General features: G+C 70.3%; 13 protein-coding genes, 1 tRNA gene and 1 pseudogene. 5 read left to right on the forward strand and 10 right to left on the reverse strand.

Annotation, left to right across the window (positions count from 1 at the left end):
• Window positions 1-86 precede the first annotated feature (86 nt).
• From lysA to OG452_RS09855, 3 genes and pseudogenes are all read right to left on the reverse strand, one after another.
• Window positions 87-1,478, reverse strand: a complete 1,392-nt coding sequence (gene lysA / locus OG452_RS09845; RefSeq protein WP_327295236.1) for a diaminopimelate decarboxylase — start codon at window positions 1,476-1,478, stop codon at window positions 87-89.
• A 12-nt stretch (window positions 1,479-1,490) separates the two neighbouring features.
• Window positions 1,491-2,399 (reverse strand): DALR anticodon-binding domain-containing protein, encoded by a 909-nt coding sequence (locus tag OG452_RS09850; protein ID WP_327295237.1) that lies wholly within the window; start codon window positions 2,397-2,399, stop codon window positions 1,491-1,493.
• A gap of 55 nt (window positions 2,400-2,454) precedes the next feature.
• Window positions 2,455-2,956, reverse strand: a pseudogene (locus tag OG452_RS09855) (response regulator).
• A 107-nt stretch (window positions 2,957-3,063) separates the two neighbouring features.
• Between OG452_RS09855 and OG452_RS09860 the strand changes: the two are divergent.
• Window positions 3,064-3,135: transfer RNA gene (locus OG452_RS09860), tRNA-Arg, on the forward strand.
• A gap of 105 nt (window positions 3,136-3,240) precedes the next feature.
• On the opposite strand, the gene OG452_RS09865 is transcribed toward OG452_RS09860, so the two are convergent.
• The 6 genes from OG452_RS09865 to ku form a co-directional block, all read right to left on the reverse strand.
• Window positions 3,241-4,125: a NucA/NucB deoxyribonuclease domain-containing protein gene (locus OG452_RS09865; protein WP_327295238.1), complete on the reverse strand. Its 885-nt coding sequence runs from the start codon at window positions 4,123-4,125 to the stop codon at window positions 3,241-3,243.
• Window positions 4,074-4,502, reverse strand: a complete 429-nt coding sequence (locus OG452_RS09870) for a hypothetical protein (RefSeq protein ID WP_327295239.1) — start codon at window positions 4,500-4,502, stop codon at window positions 4,074-4,076. Before OG452_RS09870 ends, OG452_RS09865 begins: the two co-directional genes overlap by 52 nt.
• A gap of 301 nt (window positions 4,503-4,803) precedes the next feature.
• A complete protein-coding gene (locus OG452_RS09875) occupies window positions 4,804-5,376 on the reverse strand; it encodes a DUF6461 domain-containing protein (protein WP_327295240.1) in 573 nt (190 codons plus the stop codon).
• Between the two features lie 121 nt (window positions 5,377-5,497).
• Window positions 5,498-6,172, reverse strand: coding sequence for a hypothetical protein (locus OG452_RS09880; protein WP_327295241.1), 675 nt, complete (start codon window positions 6,170-6,172; stop codon window positions 5,498-5,500).
• A 138-nt stretch (window positions 6,173-6,310) separates the two neighbouring features.
• The gene (locus OG452_RS09885; protein WP_327295242.1) at window positions 6,311-8,167 is read right to left on the reverse strand and encodes an MFS transporter; all 1,857 of its coding nucleotides are present in this window, start codon (window positions 8,165-8,167) and stop codon (window positions 6,311-6,313) included.
• Window positions 8,168-8,714: 547 nt separating this feature from the next.
• Window positions 8,715-9,836: a non-homologous end joining protein Ku gene (gene ku, locus OG452_RS09890; protein WP_327295243.1), complete on the reverse strand. Its 1,122-nt coding sequence runs from the start codon at window positions 9,834-9,836 to the stop codon at window positions 8,715-8,717.
• A gap of 156 nt (window positions 9,837-9,992) precedes the next feature.
• On the opposite strand from ku, the gene ligD reads away from it, so the two are divergent.
• The gene (gene ligD, locus OG452_RS09895; protein WP_327295244.1) at window positions 9,993-10,883 is read left to right on the forward strand and encodes a non-homologous end-joining DNA ligase; all 891 of its coding nucleotides are present in this window, start codon (window positions 9,993-9,995) and stop codon (window positions 10,881-10,883) included.
• Between the two features lie 33 nt (window positions 10,884-10,916).
• On the opposite strand, the gene OG452_RS09900 is transcribed toward ligD, so the two are convergent.
• The gene (locus OG452_RS09900) at window positions 10,917-11,816 is read right to left on the reverse strand and encodes an NERD domain-containing protein (RefSeq protein WP_327295245.1); all 900 of its coding nucleotides are present in this window, start codon (window positions 11,814-11,816) and stop codon (window positions 10,917-10,919) included.
• 101 nt (window positions 11,817-11,917) lie between these two features.
• Between OG452_RS09900 and OG452_RS09905 the strand changes: the two genes are divergently transcribed.
• The 3 genes from OG452_RS09905 to OG452_RS09915 all read left to right on the forward strand — a co-directional run bounded on the left by OG452_RS09905 (window position 11,918) and on the right by OG452_RS09915 (window position 15,241).
• The gene (locus OG452_RS09905; RefSeq protein ID WP_327295246.1) at window positions 11,918-12,229 is read left to right on the forward strand and encodes a zinc-ribbon domain-containing protein; all 312 of its coding nucleotides are present in this window, start codon (window positions 11,918-11,920) and stop codon (window positions 12,227-12,229) included.
• 178 nt (window positions 12,230-12,407) lie between these two features.
• Window positions 12,408-13,787, forward strand: a complete 1,380-nt coding sequence (locus tag OG452_RS09910) for an FtsW/RodA/SpoVE family cell cycle protein (RefSeq protein WP_327295247.1) — start codon at window positions 12,408-12,410, stop codon at window positions 13,785-13,787.
• Window positions 13,784-15,241, forward strand: a complete 1,458-nt coding sequence (locus OG452_RS09915) for a peptidoglycan D,D-transpeptidase FtsI family protein (RefSeq protein ID WP_327295248.1) — start codon at window positions 13,784-13,786, stop codon at window positions 15,239-15,241. Before OG452_RS09910 ends, OG452_RS09915 begins: the two co-directional genes overlap by 4 nt.
• Window positions 15,242-15,297 lie beyond the last annotated feature (56 nt).

A 15,297-nucleotide genomic window follows, 5' to 3' on the forward strand; every position in this document is an offset into this window, starting at 1 on the left:
ACTTCTCAAACTTCTACGGTTGGACCAGTCTCACTCACCGGACGGGGGTTTCTGTCCCCCGTCCGGATTCTGAGATGACTATTTCACTAGCCGACATCGAGGCGCAGGAGATCTTCCTCCGTCTCACGCCGGACGATCACCCGGGCCTCGCCGTCCCTGACGGCGACGACGGGCGGGCGCAGGGCGTGGTTGTAGTTGCTCGCCATGGCTCGGCAGTAGGCGCCGGTGGCCGGGACGGCGAGCAGATCGCCGGGCGCGAGGTCCGCGGGGAGGAACGCGTCCTTGACCACGATGTCGCCACTCTCACAGTGCTTGCCGACCACCCGGGTGAGCATCGGCTCGGCGGTGGACGTGCGGGAGACCAGGGCCACGCTGTACTCGGCGTCGTAGAGGGCAGTACGGATGTTGTCGGACATCCCGCCGTCGACGCTGACGTAGGTGCGCAGCCCTTCGAGCGGCTTGATGGTCCCGACCTCGTACAGCGTGAAGGCCGTGGGCCCGGCGATGGCGCGTCCCGGCTCGACGGAGATGCGCGGGGTGGCGAGACCGGCCGCCTCGCACTCGCGGGTGACGATCTCGCCGAGCGCCTTGGCGATCTCCTGCGGCTCGCGGGGGTCGTCCTCCGAGGTGTACGCGATGCCGAGGCCGCCGCCGAGGTCGATCTCGGGGAGCTCCACGCCGTGTTCGTCGCGCACCTCGGCGAGGAGCTGCACGACCCGGCGCGCGGAGACCTCGAAGCCCGCCATGTCGAAGATCTGCGAGCCGATGTGCGAGTGGATTCCGATGAGTTCGAGCCCGTCGAGCTTGAGCGCCCTGCGGACGGCTTCGGCGGCCTCGCCCCCGGCCAGCGCGATCCCGAACTTCTGGTCCTCGTGGGCGGTGGCGATGAACTCGTGGGTGTGCGCCTCGACGCCGACCGTCACCCGGATCTGGACCCGCTGGCGCACTCCGCGGCTCTGCGCGATGTGGGCGACCCGGACGATCTCCTGGAACGAGTCGAGCACGATACGGCCGACCCCGGCCTCGACGGCGCGCTCGATCTCGGCGGCGGTCTTGTTGTTGCCGTGGAAGGCGATGCGTTCGGCGGGCATCCCCGCATCGAGCGCGGTGGCCAGCTCGCCGCCGGAGCAGACGTCGAGGTTGAGCCCCTCCTCCCGGAGCCACTTCACGACGGCGCGCGAGAGGAAGGCCTTGCCCGCGTAGAACACGTCCGCGTCCCGCCCGAAGGCGTCGGCCCAGGCCCGGCACCTGGCCCGGAAGTCGGCCTCGTCGACGAAGTAGGCGGGGGTGCCGAACTCCTCGGCCAGCCGGGTCACTTCGATGCCGCCGACGGTGACGACCCCGTCCGCGTTACGGCCGACCGTACGCGACCAGACCTTCTCGTCCAGGGAGTTGAGGTCATCGGCGGGGGCTGTGTAGTGGCCCTCGGTGTAGACATCGGCGTGCCGGGGTCCGGCGGGGTGTGCGGAACGGCTCATCTCTTCGCTCTTTCAGATGTGTTCGGGTGCGCTGATACCGAGCAGGGACAGGCCGCCTGCCAGCACCGTCCCGGCGGCCTCGGTGAGGGCGAGCCGGGAGCGGTGGGCGGCCGAGGGTTTCTCGTCCCCGACGGGAAGCACCGCGATGTGGAACGCCAGAAAGGCATCGGCGACCACGACGAGCTGCCGGGCGATCCGGTGACCCGCACCGAAGGATGCGGGGGTGGTCGGGGTGTTCCCGAGGCCGGTCGCGGACTCGACGGCCGCGGGGTAGTCGGCGAGGGCGGCGACCAGCGCGGGGGCCTCGCGGTCCCGCTCGCAGGCCGCGTCGTACTCGGTCCCGTACGCGGCACGGAAGCCGAGATCGCGGGCGTTGCGGAGCAGGGCGCGGCTGCGGGCGTGGGCGTACTGCACCCGGAACAGCGGATTGCTCTCGCGCCGCACCAGCAGCTCGTCACCGCCGCCGCCGAAGAGGGCGCCCCAGCGGGCGGCGTCGAGGCCCGGGTGGTCGGCGGGGCCGGACGTCCCGGGGGCCGGGCCGGCCGCGGCCACCCCGCGGTCCGGCTCCGTCCCGCCACTGCCCGTGCCGTACCGGGCACCCTCCGCGAGGACGGTGCGTACGACCGTGCCGGAGCCGTCCGGCACCAGCGTGAAGTTCAGAAAGCCGGGCCCGGTGATCTCGACCCGTTCGATCCCCCGGGTACCGGCGATCCGCTGCCGCAGGGCCTCGGCCACCGCGCGGGGGGCCATTCCGGCGGGGCCGGCCAGCTGGAGCGCCGCGCTGGTCGCGTAGTCGCCGCGCCCGCCCGGCCTGGGCCGCTCGACTCTGACCCGCTCGGGGACGGGCACGGACAGGGCACCCTCGTCGACCGCGCGGCGCACGGCGCGCGCGACGGTACGGGAGAGCTCAGCCGGGGTCACAGGTCCAGCGTATGGGAGAAGGGGGGCCACTCCGCGAACCGGTTTCGCCATCCGGTCAGCCGAGGGTGCTCCCGGCCCACCCCGCGGGCCTGCTGCCGCCGGGGCTGCTCCGGTCCGGCCCCCCGGCGGGCGACCGCTGACGCATCAGCCGGCCCACGAGCCGGACCAGCTCGGCGGGCTCGAAGGGCTTGGCCAGAAAGGCGTCGACGCCGGAGGCGAGCCCGCTCTCCACTTCCTGCTGCGAACACGCGCTGATGAGCGCGAGCGGCAGCCGGCTGGTCCGCGGGTCGGCCCGGAGCCTGGCAGCGGTGCGCAGACCGTCGAGACGCGGCATGACGACGTCGAGGGTGATCACATCAGGGGCGACCCGGTGGACGACTTCCAGACATTCGGCACCGTCGGCCGCGGTCACGACCTCGAAGCCCTCCAGTTCGAGGTTGACCCTGATCAACTGCCGGATGACCTTGTTGTCGTCGACAACGAGCACCCTGCCGTACGCGCCTGACACACCCACGAGCGTAGAACCGCGGCCACCACCGCGTCCGGGTTTTGCCCACTTCCACCCCGTGCGGGAACCGAACGGCGCCCGCCGCACAAAGCTGTTCATGGTCACCCCCACTGAGCTGGTAGGGTTCTACCCGTCGCCGCTTACCGCAGCGACAACGCCCCCGTAGCTCAGGGGATAGAGCATCGGCCTCCGGAGCCGGGTGCGCAGGTTCGAATCCTGCCGGGGGCACTTCCGGAATCAGGCTCTGGCCGACAGAAATGTCGGCCAGAGCCTTTTTTGCGTGCCGCCGGGTCCAGCAGTCACTGCCGGCGGGCGATGTCCAGCAGTCGATGTCTAGTAGTTGATGTTGACCCAGTACCAGTCGTTGGAGTTGGCGGGGTCGGGCAGCGTCGGGTCCCAGGACAGGATCCGTTCGTGGAGGTAGTAGAGCTTCAGGCGGCTTCCCGCGCTCGCGTTGTCGGAGCGTGGCACGGCTCGTACGGAGAAGTCCCACTCAGGGTTCGCCGCGCCTTCGAGTGTGGCCCGGAAGGGATACTCGTCGCACTGCTCCTGCTTGCTCTTGTCCGGCCGCTTGTCCGGCGGCAGCCCCAGGCCCTTGTAGTCACCCGTGTCGGTGCAGGCCATGTCCTTGTGGCGCTGGTTGTCCTTCCAGCCGGCGTCGGTGCTCTTGATGCGGTGCAGCGGCGCGTTCAGCACGGCGCCGGGGATCCGCTTGGCGGGTGGGTTCGGCGTGCCGGGCGGAGCCGTGAGCGGGTAGGTGGTTTCGGGGTGGTACTGGGCGTCCGCGATGTGTTTGGCGACCATCTCGGTCGGGGAACCGGGCGTCGCGTAGTAGTTCAGCACCGGCAGTGAGTCGGGGAAGAGGCAGGAATTCTGCTGACCCGCCGAGATGTACGTCGCCGAGTCGCAGCGCATCCGGGTGGCCGCCCCGCGGCCGGGCACCAGCGTGCTGTACCCCTCGCCCTGCGAGGTGAACTGAAGGAACCAGCGGTGGTACGCGATCTTGTCGCGCCCCCGCGCCGAACCGTAGCTGTCGGACGAGTCCGCGATGTCGAAGTGGTACCAGGTGGGGTCGTGGTCCCAGACGTTGAAGGGGAGCGTCGGTGTTCCAGAAAGGCCGCTGCACTCAAGCTCCGCCCCGTCGCACTCCCCGGACATGGAGAGCTTCACGATCTTCGGGGTCTGCCAGAGGTCGTCCCACCGCTGCCGTCGAGGCACTTGCTCAGGAGTTCCGCGTTCGGGTCGTCCTTGATCGGCGCCGGAGGCGTGGACGACGGCGGCACGTCGGTGAGCCGGTTGGCGACCTGGCTCTTGATCCGGGCCCGGGCTGCTTCGGCCGCCTGCTGGAACGTCTCCTTCGGCAGAGCCATCCGGGGCGAGGAGAGCGGAACCGTCTTGATGCCCCCCTTCGGCTTCTCGCCCTTGTGCAGGCGGTCCAGGTCCGCGGCGGAGATGCCGACGTCCACGGTGACGGCCTGGTCGGCCGATGGCGCGGCCGGTGCTGACGGCAGTGCCGGCGTCGGTGCCGGTGTGGCCGTACGGGACTGATGTCCGGCGTCCGGAGCCGGTGCGGCCGAACTCGTCGTGGGAGTCACCCCGATCAGCACCCCGGCGGCGAGTGCCGCCCATATCGATCGGAGTAAGTGACGGCGGTTCCGGTGTCTCATGTGTTCCCCCATGTGTTTCCCGGAAGACGGTGCTGAGTCGTGGGGCACGTTAGGCGCGGAGGAGAGACCGGTGCAGGGGGTAGCACTCGGGTCGGGTCGGTACAACAGTCTGTTGAGCCAGTTAGATCGTGAGCATGTCAAGTGAAGGCCTGATGAAGGCACACTTGGACCGGTACGCACCCCGGGGGGAGCAAGCCGCCTCCGCGCGCGGGAAGTTGGCCGAAAGGGGTCAGAGCTCTGATACCCCGCCCCGCCATGGCCCGTCGAACGCCTCGGCCGTGAGCCGGAGACCTGCGACGACCTCCACCGCGATCATCAGGAGCTGCGATCCTGGGAGGGGTTCCAGGGCGGCGTCGAGACGCCCGTCGGCGTCCGGCATGAACCCGGCCCGTTCCAGGGGGCCCCGGAAACGGTCCGCGCCCTCGCCGGCCAGACTCGCGGTGACCGGTTCGAACCAGATGAGCATCCGGCCGTCCTCCGCGTACAGGACCTCGTCCTGCCCCAGGTTGGCCGTGAGTGAGCAGGTCGCGCCGCCGTCGGCCGACAGCGCCTCCAGCACCTCGCTGCGGGTGCCGACCCAGCCCGTCATGCCGGAGGTCTCCACCACCAGCGACCACCCGCCGGGCAGCGCGCGGGCGGTCAGCCGCGCGGGCGGGCCGGCTTCCGTGCCCTCGCCGTCGAGGGCGTCCACATCGCCCTGACGGCCGGGCTCCACCCCCATGAGCGCGAGGGTTTCCGTCACCGGGCGCCGGGCCAGGGTGACGCACCAGCCCTCGCCGTACCGATCGTCGAGATCCACCATGCCGACAGACGCTACTGCGGGAGCCCCCTGCGCGTGACCCCCTCAGCGGGTGGGCCGCCTTCGTCGCGTACGCGCCCCGGAGCTGACCGTCCGCCGCGGGCGCATCCGAGCCGGCCGCCGTTCACCGCACCGGCGGGCACTGCCGTCCCGTGGCCGCGCAGCGTGCTTCGAAGCCCGGGGGCAGCCAGTCGCCCTGGAGCAGCCGGGGGTGCGCGGGAAAGGCGGCGCGTGCCGCCAGGACGAAGACCAACGAGGCCCAGAGTGTGTGCAGTTGTACGGTCATATAGCCGTTGCCGTACGTGTCCTGGAAGCTGCACTGGACGATCTCGGGCGCTATCAGCTCCACCGAGTCCAGGCCCGTCCAGCCCAGATCGAGCGGGTTCTGCTGCTGGCCGAAGACCGCGCGGCGGTCGGTGACCGTGAGTTCGCCGGGGCCGTCAGGCAACCAGCGGGGCTGCGCGTCGGCGATCGCCCTGTTCCTGCGGGCCGCGTTGCCCACCGCCGAACCGACCATGCTGCCGATCACGAAGGAGGGGGAGCCGAACGCGACCGTGCTGCTGTTCACGTACGAGCCGTTGCCCAGGGCCCGCCAGGTCGAGCGTGCGGCCGGGCCGACCGCCAGGGACAGTTCGCCCTGGTGCAGCCGCGCCCTCGTGGGTATCGGCGCACGCCCGCCGAGACGGCCCGCTCCGAGGTCGTGCACCACGCCGCAGGTGTACAGCAGGTGGTCGTCCAGCACGTTCCAGCCTTGCTGCTCCGCACTGTCCGGGCCGTCCCCGTGCTGCCTGGCTGCCATGGCTCCCCCGATCTCCCGTTCCCGGCCCCCCAGTTCGGCCCGGTGACTGACATCGTAGAGATCGCTCCGCGGCCCCGCCCTGCGGTTCGCCGGGGACCCGGTCGGCGAGCGGGCCCGCGAAGATCGGCCGGACAGGCCCTAAGTGCGCGGCGTACCGCCGCGTCCCGCCGAGGCCGCCCCACGACCCGGGTCGGCCGGGTGGACGCCCTCCCCGTCCGGAACGACCGGCTCGCTGAGGCCCGGACCGGCGCCTCCGGAGACACCGGCCAGCTCGGAGCCCAGCGACTCCGGCGACAGCACCCGGTGCTTGCGGCCCACCCTGCCCGTCAGCAGCGAGGAGAGCGCCGCCACCAGGCAGGCCGCCACCGCGAACCAGAAGGCGATGACCAGGCCCTGGTGGAAGGGGCCGGAGATCAGATGCGGGAAGAACTCCTTGCTGGTGAGGTGCTTGCCGCCGTCCGGCAGCCTGGTCAGATGGTCCCCGAGGAGCTGCTGGAGTGGGTTGTAGCCGAGGAAGGCCGCGAACAGGACCGCGATCGGCGGGAGTTGGGACACCTGGGTGGCCTCGGCGTTGGGGACGCCCTGCGCCACCAGACCGTCGTGCATCGCGCCAGGCAGGGTGTGCGAGAGTCCCGCGATCATCAGGCTGAAGAAGATGCCGATCGACAGGACCATCGCGGAGTTCTGGAACGTCGCGGTCATCCCGGACCCGGCGCCGCGCGACTCCGCGGGGACGGCGTTCATGATCTCGGCCCGGTTCGGTGAGGCGAAGAGGCCGGAGCCGACGCCGTTGACCATCAGCAGCAGCGCGAAGATCCAGTAGTTGAAGTCGGTCGGCAGCGTCATCAGCGCCAGGAAGCTCACCGCGGTGAGCAGCGCGCCGCCGACCGTGAACGGCCGTGATCCGAGCCGGTCCGATAGCCAGCCGGAGAGCGGGGCCGACAGGAGGAAGCCGACGGTCAGCGGGATCATGTAGATGCCCGCCCAGAGCGGGGTCCTCTCGAAGCTGTAGCCGTGCAGGGGCAGCCAGATCCCCTGGAGCCAGATGATCAGCATGAACTGGAGGCCGCCGCGCCCCAGCGCGGTCAGCAGGCTGGCGATGTTGCCCGCGGTGAAGGCCCGCAGGTGGAAAAGCGAGAGCCGGAAGAGCGGCTCGGCCACCCGTGTCTCGATCCAGACGAACACCGCCAGCACGGCCACCCCGCCGGTCAGCGCGGCCTGCACCCACGGGTTGAGCCAGCCCATGGTGCTGCCGCCGTAGGGCTGGATGCCGTACGTGATGCCGACCAGCACCGAGATCAGGCCGACGGCGAACGTGACATTGCCCCACCAGTCCATGCGCGCCTTGGCCCGCACCCCGGTGTCGTGCAACTTCACATAGGCCCAGATGGTGCCGAAGACGCCGAACGGCACCGACACCAGGAAGATCATCTTCCAGTTCACCGGGGCCAGTACACCGCCCAGGATCAGCCCGAGGAACGAACCGGCGATCGCGGCGATGGAGTTGATACCCAGCGCCGTACCGCGCTGGTTGGCCGGGAAGGCGTCGGTCAGGATCGCTGTGGAGTTGGCGAAGAGCAGCGCACCGCCGACCCCCTGCGCGATACGCCAGCCGATGAGCCAGAGCGCGCCCGCGCTGCCGTCCATCCAGGTGACCGAGAGCATGATCGAGCAGAGCGTGAAGGCGGCGAAGCCGAGGTTGTACATACGGACCCGGCCGAACATGTCGCCGAGCCTGCCGAAGGTGACCACCAGCACCGCGGTGACCACCATGAATCCCATCAGCATCCAGAGCAGATAGCTGGTGTTCGCGGAGTCCAGCGGGTCAAGGTGAATGCCGCGGAAGATGTCCGGAAGCGCGATCAGCACGATCGACTGGTTGATCATCACCATCAGCACGCCGAGCGTGGTGTTCGACAGCGCGATCCACTTGTAGGGCTCCCCCGGTCCGGCCGGGGGCGACGACTCTGCGGCTATGGGTATTCGACCGGTCATGCCCACGATGCACGTTCCCCTCTGCGCGCACCCCTGCCCGCCGACACCGGTGGACACGGGTCGTTAGTTGACGCAAGCAATCTAACCCTTGTACGTGACATCCACATTTCGGGGCGGCGGGGAGAGCCCCCGGTATGCCGGGGCTGCATGGCCTCCTTTGCCCCTCACGCCCCAGGGCTCACTGGCGACGGCGCAGGGGCACGAAGTCCAGAAGTTCCAGTAAAGAAGCACGTCGGACGGGGCGCGATCCGGCGCTCCAGGGAAGCGGTGGAGGCGCGGGCGCGGGGCGCACGACCGCGCCATAAATCGCTCGCACATTCCATTTATGACTCAGGCCATAGGACATCAGGTGGCCTTCCGAGCAGTACGGAGATCAGCACCCCGATGCCCATCGCCCTGCTGCCCGCGCTGTCCTTGACGAGCATCAGCCGAGGGCACCTGTGAGCGTGGTGAGCGACAGGCCGACGACGTCGACGAAGAGGATCAGGGCGGCGAGACCGCTGACCCGCGCAACCGGCCCCGGACCAGGCGCGGGTGGCGCCCCACGTCACGCCGATGCGCGCTTCTTTCCGCGCGTCCCCGACGTCTCGCTGCCCGCAGCCGTCCTCTTGGCCGTACCGCTCCTTGCCGACGTCCTGCCGGCTGAACTCCCCTTCGCTGCGGTCTTCTTCGCTGTGGTCTTCTTCGCTGTGGTCTTCTTCGCAGCGTCCTTCTTCGGGGCCGTCCGACCCGAAGTGGCCTTCTTCGGAGCGGACTTGGCGGTGGCCGTCGTGGCGCGCGCTCCCCCGCTCCCGCTCTTCGCGTCGGCCTTCCGCTTCCCATCCGGCCGCAGCTCCCGGACCTCGGCGTCCTCCCCGCCCGCTGCTTGCGCTCCCTCTCCGCCCTCATCGCCGCGCGAGGACTTGGCCGCCCGCACGCTCTTCTCCAGCGCCGACATCAGGTCGATGACCTTGCCCGCACCGGCCCCCGCCGCGGGCTGGGCGGGTGGCTCCTCGCCGGACGTCTTCGCCGCGATCAGCTCCTCGACCGCCTCCCGGTAGTCGTCGTGCAGCGAGTCCATCTCGACCTCGCCCAGGGTGTCCATCAGGGTGTCGGCCAGGTCGAGTTCGGCGTCGCGCACCGTGACGGAGGTTTCCGGGGCGACCCCTTCGTACGACCTGATCTCGTCCGGCCAGAGCAGGCCGTGCATCGCGATGGCGTCGCCGACGACCCGCAGCATCCCCAGCCGCTCCCGCCCGCGGAGCGCGAACTTGGCGATGGCGACCCGGCGGCTGCGCTTGAGCGCCTCGCGCAGCAGGGTGTACGGCTTCGCGGCCGTGGGCCCGCCGGCGACGAGGTAGTAGGCCGCCCCCATCTGCAACGGATCGATCGAGTCCAGCGGTACGAACGCCACGATGTCGATCGTCTTCGCGGTCGGCAGCGGCAGCGCGGCCAGGTCCTCATCGGTGATCGGGATCATGGAGCCGTCGTCGGCCTCGTACGCCTTGCCGATCTCGTCGGCTGCCAGCTCCTCGCCGTCCAGCTCGCAGACCTTCCGGTAGCGGATGCGGCCGCCGTCCGCGGTGTGGATCTGCCGGAAGGAGACCGAGTGGTTCTCGGTGGCGTTCACCAGCTTGATCGGGATGCTGACCAGGCCGAAGGAGATGGCCCCGTTCCATATGGATCGCACGATGGCTCCCGTTCCGTCAGTACGGCTCTCTGCTCTGTATGTGCTCTCTACGCTGTATGCGCTGTATGCCCGGTGGCTGTGCACCCGGAGCTGCACACCTTGTAGCTACATGCTGCTATTTATCCCGTTCGACGCATTTCGTGGGATTCTCATCGTATGTCGCCGATCACCGAGGTGGAGGGCCGGCGCCTGCCGCTGACCAACCTCGACAAGGTCCTCTATCCGGCCACGGGCACCACGAAGGGCGAGGTCCTGCACTACTGCGCCAGCACCGCAGGGGCACTCCTGGCCCATCTGCACGGCCGCCCCGTCTCCTTCCTGCGATACCCGGACGGCCCCGGCGGCCAGCTGTTCTTCACCAAGAACGTGCCGCCGGGCACCCCCTCCTGGGTGCATACGGCCGAGGTGCCGCGCTCCAGGAGCAGGGACGCGCGCCAGGTGCTGTTGCAGGACCTGGCGAGCCTGATGTGGGCCGCCAATCTGGTGGTCGAGTTCCACACACCGCAGTGGACGGTCGACGCACCGGCCCGCGCCGACCGGCTCGTCCTCGATCTGGACCCCGGGGACCCGGCCACCGCCGTCGAGTGCTGCACGGTGGCGCTGTGGCTGCGTGAGCGGCTTTCGGCGGACGGGCTGACCGCGTACGCGAAGACCTCGGGCTCCAAGGGGCTCCACCTGCTGGCACCGCTGGAGCCGACGCCTTCGGACGAGGTGTCGGCGTACGCCAGGAAGCTCGCGGTCGAGGCCGAGGCCGCTCTGCCCGATCTGGCCCTGCACCGGATGAAACGGGCGCTGCGGCCGGGCAAGGTCTTCGTGGACCACAGCCAGAACGCGGCGGCGAAGACCACGGCCGCGCCCTACACGGTGCGCGCACGGGCCGAACCGACCGTCTCCACGCCGGTGACCTGGGAGGAGGTCGAAGGGTGCACCGCCTCCGCCGACCTGGTCTTCAGAATCGACGACATCGGCCCCCGGCTGCAGCGGTACGGCGATCTGCTGGGCCCGCTGCTCAACCCCAACCGGGCCAGGCCGCTGCCCGGCGCCTGACCCCAGCACCCCCCAGCCGCCGGCCATGCCCGGTCACACCCGCAGCCAGGTCCTCCGGTCGCGGGCCGTCGCGTACAGCGACTCGATGTCGGCCGGCTTCAGCACGCCACCGAGCCCGGCCAGCGCCCCCACCTCGCCGTCCCTCAGCAGCCGTACGCCCACCTGCCCGCCCTCCCGCAGCAGCCACGCCTCATCCGGCCGCGCACCGGGTCCCCCGGGCCCGCCGGGCTCTCCGCGGCCCCCGGCGCCCCGCGCCGCCGGCTCCACCCGTACCGCGCCGACGATCCCGAGCACCGGACGTACCGCCGTGGCCAGGGCGAGCGATGCCCGCTCCGCCTCGTGGCGGGCCCAGCGCAGCTGCGGTTCCGGCTCTCCGCGCCCGGCCGCGACCAGCGGATCCGCGATCCGGACCGTCCGCTTCCGGGAGGCCAGGGTCCGCACGGACAGCACTCCGGCCGGGCCGATCAGCAAATGGCCGATATGCCCGCCACCGGGCAGCGGCACCGAGTGCAGTACCCGCCACCCCGCGCCCTCCAGCGTGTCCAGCTCGGCCCCCAGTGCCTCCTGGGCGGCGAGCGCGTTGAGCGCGGCGCGCCGGGGAGCCGGCCGGAAACGGGAGACGGCGATCCCCGCCAGGGCGGTGTGCAGCGCCTCGCCCGGCCGGTTGGGTGCGAGGTCGTCGTCGGGGTGGAGGGTGAGCAGCGCGAGTTCCGCCGGGGTGGGGACCGGCGGCGGGCCGACGGACCAACTTCCGGGCTCTCCGCTCAGATACGGCGCCAGGGCTTCCAGCACCTCGGCTCCGTACTCGGCCAGTACCAGGCTGACTCGCCCCGATTCCTGGTCGTACCAGGCAGCGGCCGGGCCTCCCGGCAGCGTGACGTACAGCCGGGTCCGGCCCTGGTACCGCCCCGGTGTCACCCTGAGTTCCGGCATACCGCATCACCCCCACCCCGACCATGGGAACAGCCCGGGCGCCGCAGGGGCAAGAACCCGGTTACGGTGTACCGCGATTACCGACCAGGAGGGGACCCATCATGATCATTTTTGGCAGCAGAGGCTATCTCTACCAGCTGGCCATACTGACGCTGGTGTGCGGACAGTGCGGAAACCCAGCCGCGCACACGCTCCGTAAGCGCGTCACCAAGTTCACGCTGTTCTTCGTGCCGCTCTTCCCGCTCTCCGTCAAGTACGCGACGCAGTGCACGTTCTGCGGTGTCGAGAACCGGGCGACCAAGGAGCAGGCCGAGCAGCTGCTGGCCCAGAGCGCAGGTCAGCCGCAGGGCCCGCAGCAGGGGTACGGCCGGCCCGCGCCGCAGCAGCAGGGGCAGAACCCGTACCAGCGGTGAGCCGCGCCGCCGGCCCGCGCCGCCGGCGAAGCCGGTCCGGGCGGCCCTGACCCAGCGTCACTCCGGGGCCGTCCCGCCGCTGTCCGGCCACCGCCCCCGCCATGCGCGGTACCGGCTCCCCATCGGCGCACTGAGACATTAACGGACATAGCGTCAGCGTCTTGCTAGCTTTCCTGGCATGACCGCAACGACGGCGGACGCTCCCCCGCCCGAACTACGTCTGCCGAAGCGTCGGGGCGTCGAGCTGGTGCTGCTGATGGGCGCCGTACTGATCTCCGTCTACGGCTACATCAACGTCGGACTGGCCAAGAACGACGCGGTACCGGCGGACACCCTGAACTACGGTGCGGGTCTTGGCCTGCTGGCGCTCCTCGCCCATCTCGCGGTCCGCTTCCGGGCCCCGTACGCGGACCCGCTGCTACTGCCGATCGCCGTGCTCCTCAACGGCATCGGCCTCGTGCTGATCTACCGTCTCGACCTGGAGACCCCGGGCGACAGCGCGGCCCCCACCCAGCTGATCTGGTCCACGCTCGCCGTGGCGCTCTTCATCTGCTGCGTGCTCTTCCTGCGCGACCACCGGGTCCTGCAGCACTACACCTATCTCTCGGTCGCCGCCGCCCTGGCCCTGATGATCATCCCGATCCTCTTCCCCGCGGTGAACGGCGCGAAGATCTGGATCCGGGTCGGCGGCTTCTCCATCCAGCCCGGCGAGTTCGCCAAGATCCTGCTCGCGGTCTTCTTCGCGGCGTACCTCTCGGCCAACCGCAACGCGCTCTCCTACACCGGCCGCAGGATCTGGCGGCTCCAACTGCCCACCATGCGCGTGCTGGCACCGGTGCTGGCGATCTGGCTGATCAGTGTGGGCGTCCTCGTCCTGGAGCGCGATCTCGGGACCTCACTGCTCTTCTTCGGCCTGTTCGTGATCATGCTGTACGTGGCGACGGGCCGGCTCAGCTGGATCGCGATCGGCATGGTGATGGCGGCGTTCGGCGCGTTCGTCGTGGGCAGTCTCGAACCCCATATCCGCGGCCGCGTCGAGGACTGGCTGCACCCCTTCGCCTCCATCGAAGCGGGCCAGGGTGCCAACCAGCTCGCCCAGTCGCTCTTCGCGTTCGCGGCCGGCGGCATCCTCGGCACCGGCCTCGGGCTCGGCCACTCGATCCTCATCGGCTTCGCGGTGAAGTCCGACTTCATCCTGGCCACGGCGGGCGAGGAGCTGGGTCTCGCCGGGCTCTCGGCGATCTTCCTGCTGTACGCCCTGGCGGTGGCCCGCGGCTACCGGGCCGGGCTCGCGCTCCGCGACACCTTCGGCCGGCTGCTCGCGATCGGCCTCTCCTCGATCCTGGCGATCCAGGTGTTCGTGATCGCGGGCGGGGTGATGGGCCTGATCCCGCTGACCGGTATGGCGATGCCCTTCCTCGCCCAGGGCGGTTCATCGCTGGTCACCAACTGGGTGATCGTGGCGCTGCTCATCCGGATAAGCGACTCCGCGCGCAGACCGGACCCGGAGTTCATGGAGACCGGCATCATCGCGCCGATCGTGGAGGGCGAGTCGTGATCCGCTACATCCGGCGCGCTGCCGCCTGCTGTCTGCTGCTTCTGGTCGCGCTGCTGGCCAACGCCGCCAGGATCCAGGTGTTCCAGGCGGACTCGCTGGACAAGAACCAGGCCAACCGCCGCCAGACCATTGCCCGTTACCAGCAGCCGCGCGGCAGCATCCTGGTCGGCGGGCACAGCATCACCGGGTCGAAGGACACCGGCCAGCAGCTGCGGTACGAGCGCACGTACCGCGACGGCCCGCTGTACGCGCCGGTCACCGGCTACGCCTCGCAGACCTACGGCACCACCCTGATCGAGAACGCCGAGGACGGCATCCTGTCCGGCACCGACTCGATGCTCGCCCCCTTCCCGCTCTGGAACGAACTGACCCGCGCGCAGCAGCCGGGCGGCAGCGTGGCCACCACCATCAAGGCGTCGGTGCAGGAGGCAGCGTACAACGGGCTCGGCCGCAGGCGCGGCGCGGTCGCCGCGCTCGAGCCCTCGACCGGGAAGATCCTGGCGCTGGTCAGCACCCCTTCGTACGACCCGGGGGACCTGTCGAGCACCGGCTCGTCCGCCAGCAGCGCCTGGTCGCGGCTGACCCGCTCCCCCGACCAGCCGATGGTCAACCGGGCCATCCGGCAAACCTATCCGCCAGGTTCCACCTTCAAGATCGTGACGGCGGCAGCCGCCCTCGACGCGGGTGTGGTCACCGATATGAACGCGGACACCGACACCCCCGATCCGTACACGCTGCCCAACACCACGACCGTCCTGCCGAACGAGGCGAGCGGCTGCGGGAACGCCTCACTCGCGTACGCCATCGAGGTCTCCTGCAACACCGTGATGGCCAACCTCGGAGTCAGGGTCGGGCTGGGCGGGATGGTCGACGCGGCCGGGAAGTTCGGCTTCAACGACACCGGTCTGAGGATCCCCTCCGGGGTGGCCAAGAGCAATTTCGACACCGACATGACCAAGGACCAGCTGGCGCTCTCGTCGATCGGGCAGTTCAACACCTCGGCGACACCGCTGCAGATGGCGATGGTCTCGGCCGCCGTCGCGAACGGCGGGGAGCTAATGTACCCGCATCTGGTCGACGAGACCCGGGCCAAGGGCGGGCGGGTCGTCAGCCGTACGGAACCGAAGTCGTACCGCCGGGCGATGGACGCCTCGACGGCGGTCCAGCTCCAGCAGATGATGGTGGACGTCGTGACCCAGGGCACCGGTTCCAACGCGGCGATCCCGGGCGCGACGGTGGGCGGCAAGACCGGCACCGCACAGAACGGGGTCAACAACACCGGTACCCCGTACGCCTGGTTCATCTCCTGGGCGAAGGCCGACGGCGCGAGCCGGCCGGCGGTCGCGGTGGCCGTCGTCGTCGAGGACGCGTCGGCCCACCGTGCCGACATCACCGGCGGCGGCTTCGCGGCCCCGATCGCACGGGCGGTCATGCGGGCCGCGCTGGGACAATGACAGCCGGGACCGGCGGCTGGAGCGGTGGCCGGGACCGGCCGCCGATTGAAGGGGGA

The sequence above is a fragment of the Streptomyces sp. NBC_01197 genome (assembly GCF_036010505.1).
In the GTDB taxonomy this organism is placed as follows: Bacteria; Actinomycetota; Actinomycetes; order Streptomycetales; family Streptomycetaceae; genus Streptomyces.

Excerpts from the sequence above, each read along its gene's own strand:
- OG452_RS09885 (WP_327295242.1), bottom strand. The coding sequence starts at position 8,167 with ATGACCGGTCGAATACCCATAGCCGCAGAGTCGTCGCCCCCGGCCGGA.
- ligD (WP_327295244.1), top strand. The coding sequence starts at position 9,993 with ATGTCGCCGATCACCGAGGTGGAGGGCCGGCGCCTGCCGCTGACCAAC.
- OG452_RS09900 (WP_327295245.1), bottom strand. The coding sequence starts at position 11,816 with ATGCCGGAACTCAGGGTGACACCGGGGCGGTACCAGGGCCGGACCCGG.
- OG452_RS09880 (WP_327295241.1), bottom strand. The coding sequence starts at position 6,172 with ATGGCAGCCAGGCAGCACGGGGACGGCCCGGACAGTGCGGAGCAGCAA.
- OG452_RS09905 (WP_327295246.1), top strand. The coding sequence starts at position 11,918 with ATGATCATTTTTGGCAGCAGAGGCTATCTCTACCAGCTGGCCATACTG.
- OG452_RS09875 (WP_327295240.1), bottom strand. The coding sequence starts at position 5,376 with ATGGTGGATCTCGACGATCGGTACGGCGAGGGCTGGTGCGTCACCCTG.
- OG452_RS09910 (WP_327295247.1), top strand. The coding sequence starts at position 12,408 with ATGACCGCAACGACGGCGGACGCTCCCCCGCCCGAACTACGTCTGCCG.
- lysA (WP_327295236.1), bottom strand. The coding sequence starts at position 1,478 with ATGAGCCGTTCCGCACACCCCGCCGGACCCCGGCACGCCGATGTCTAC.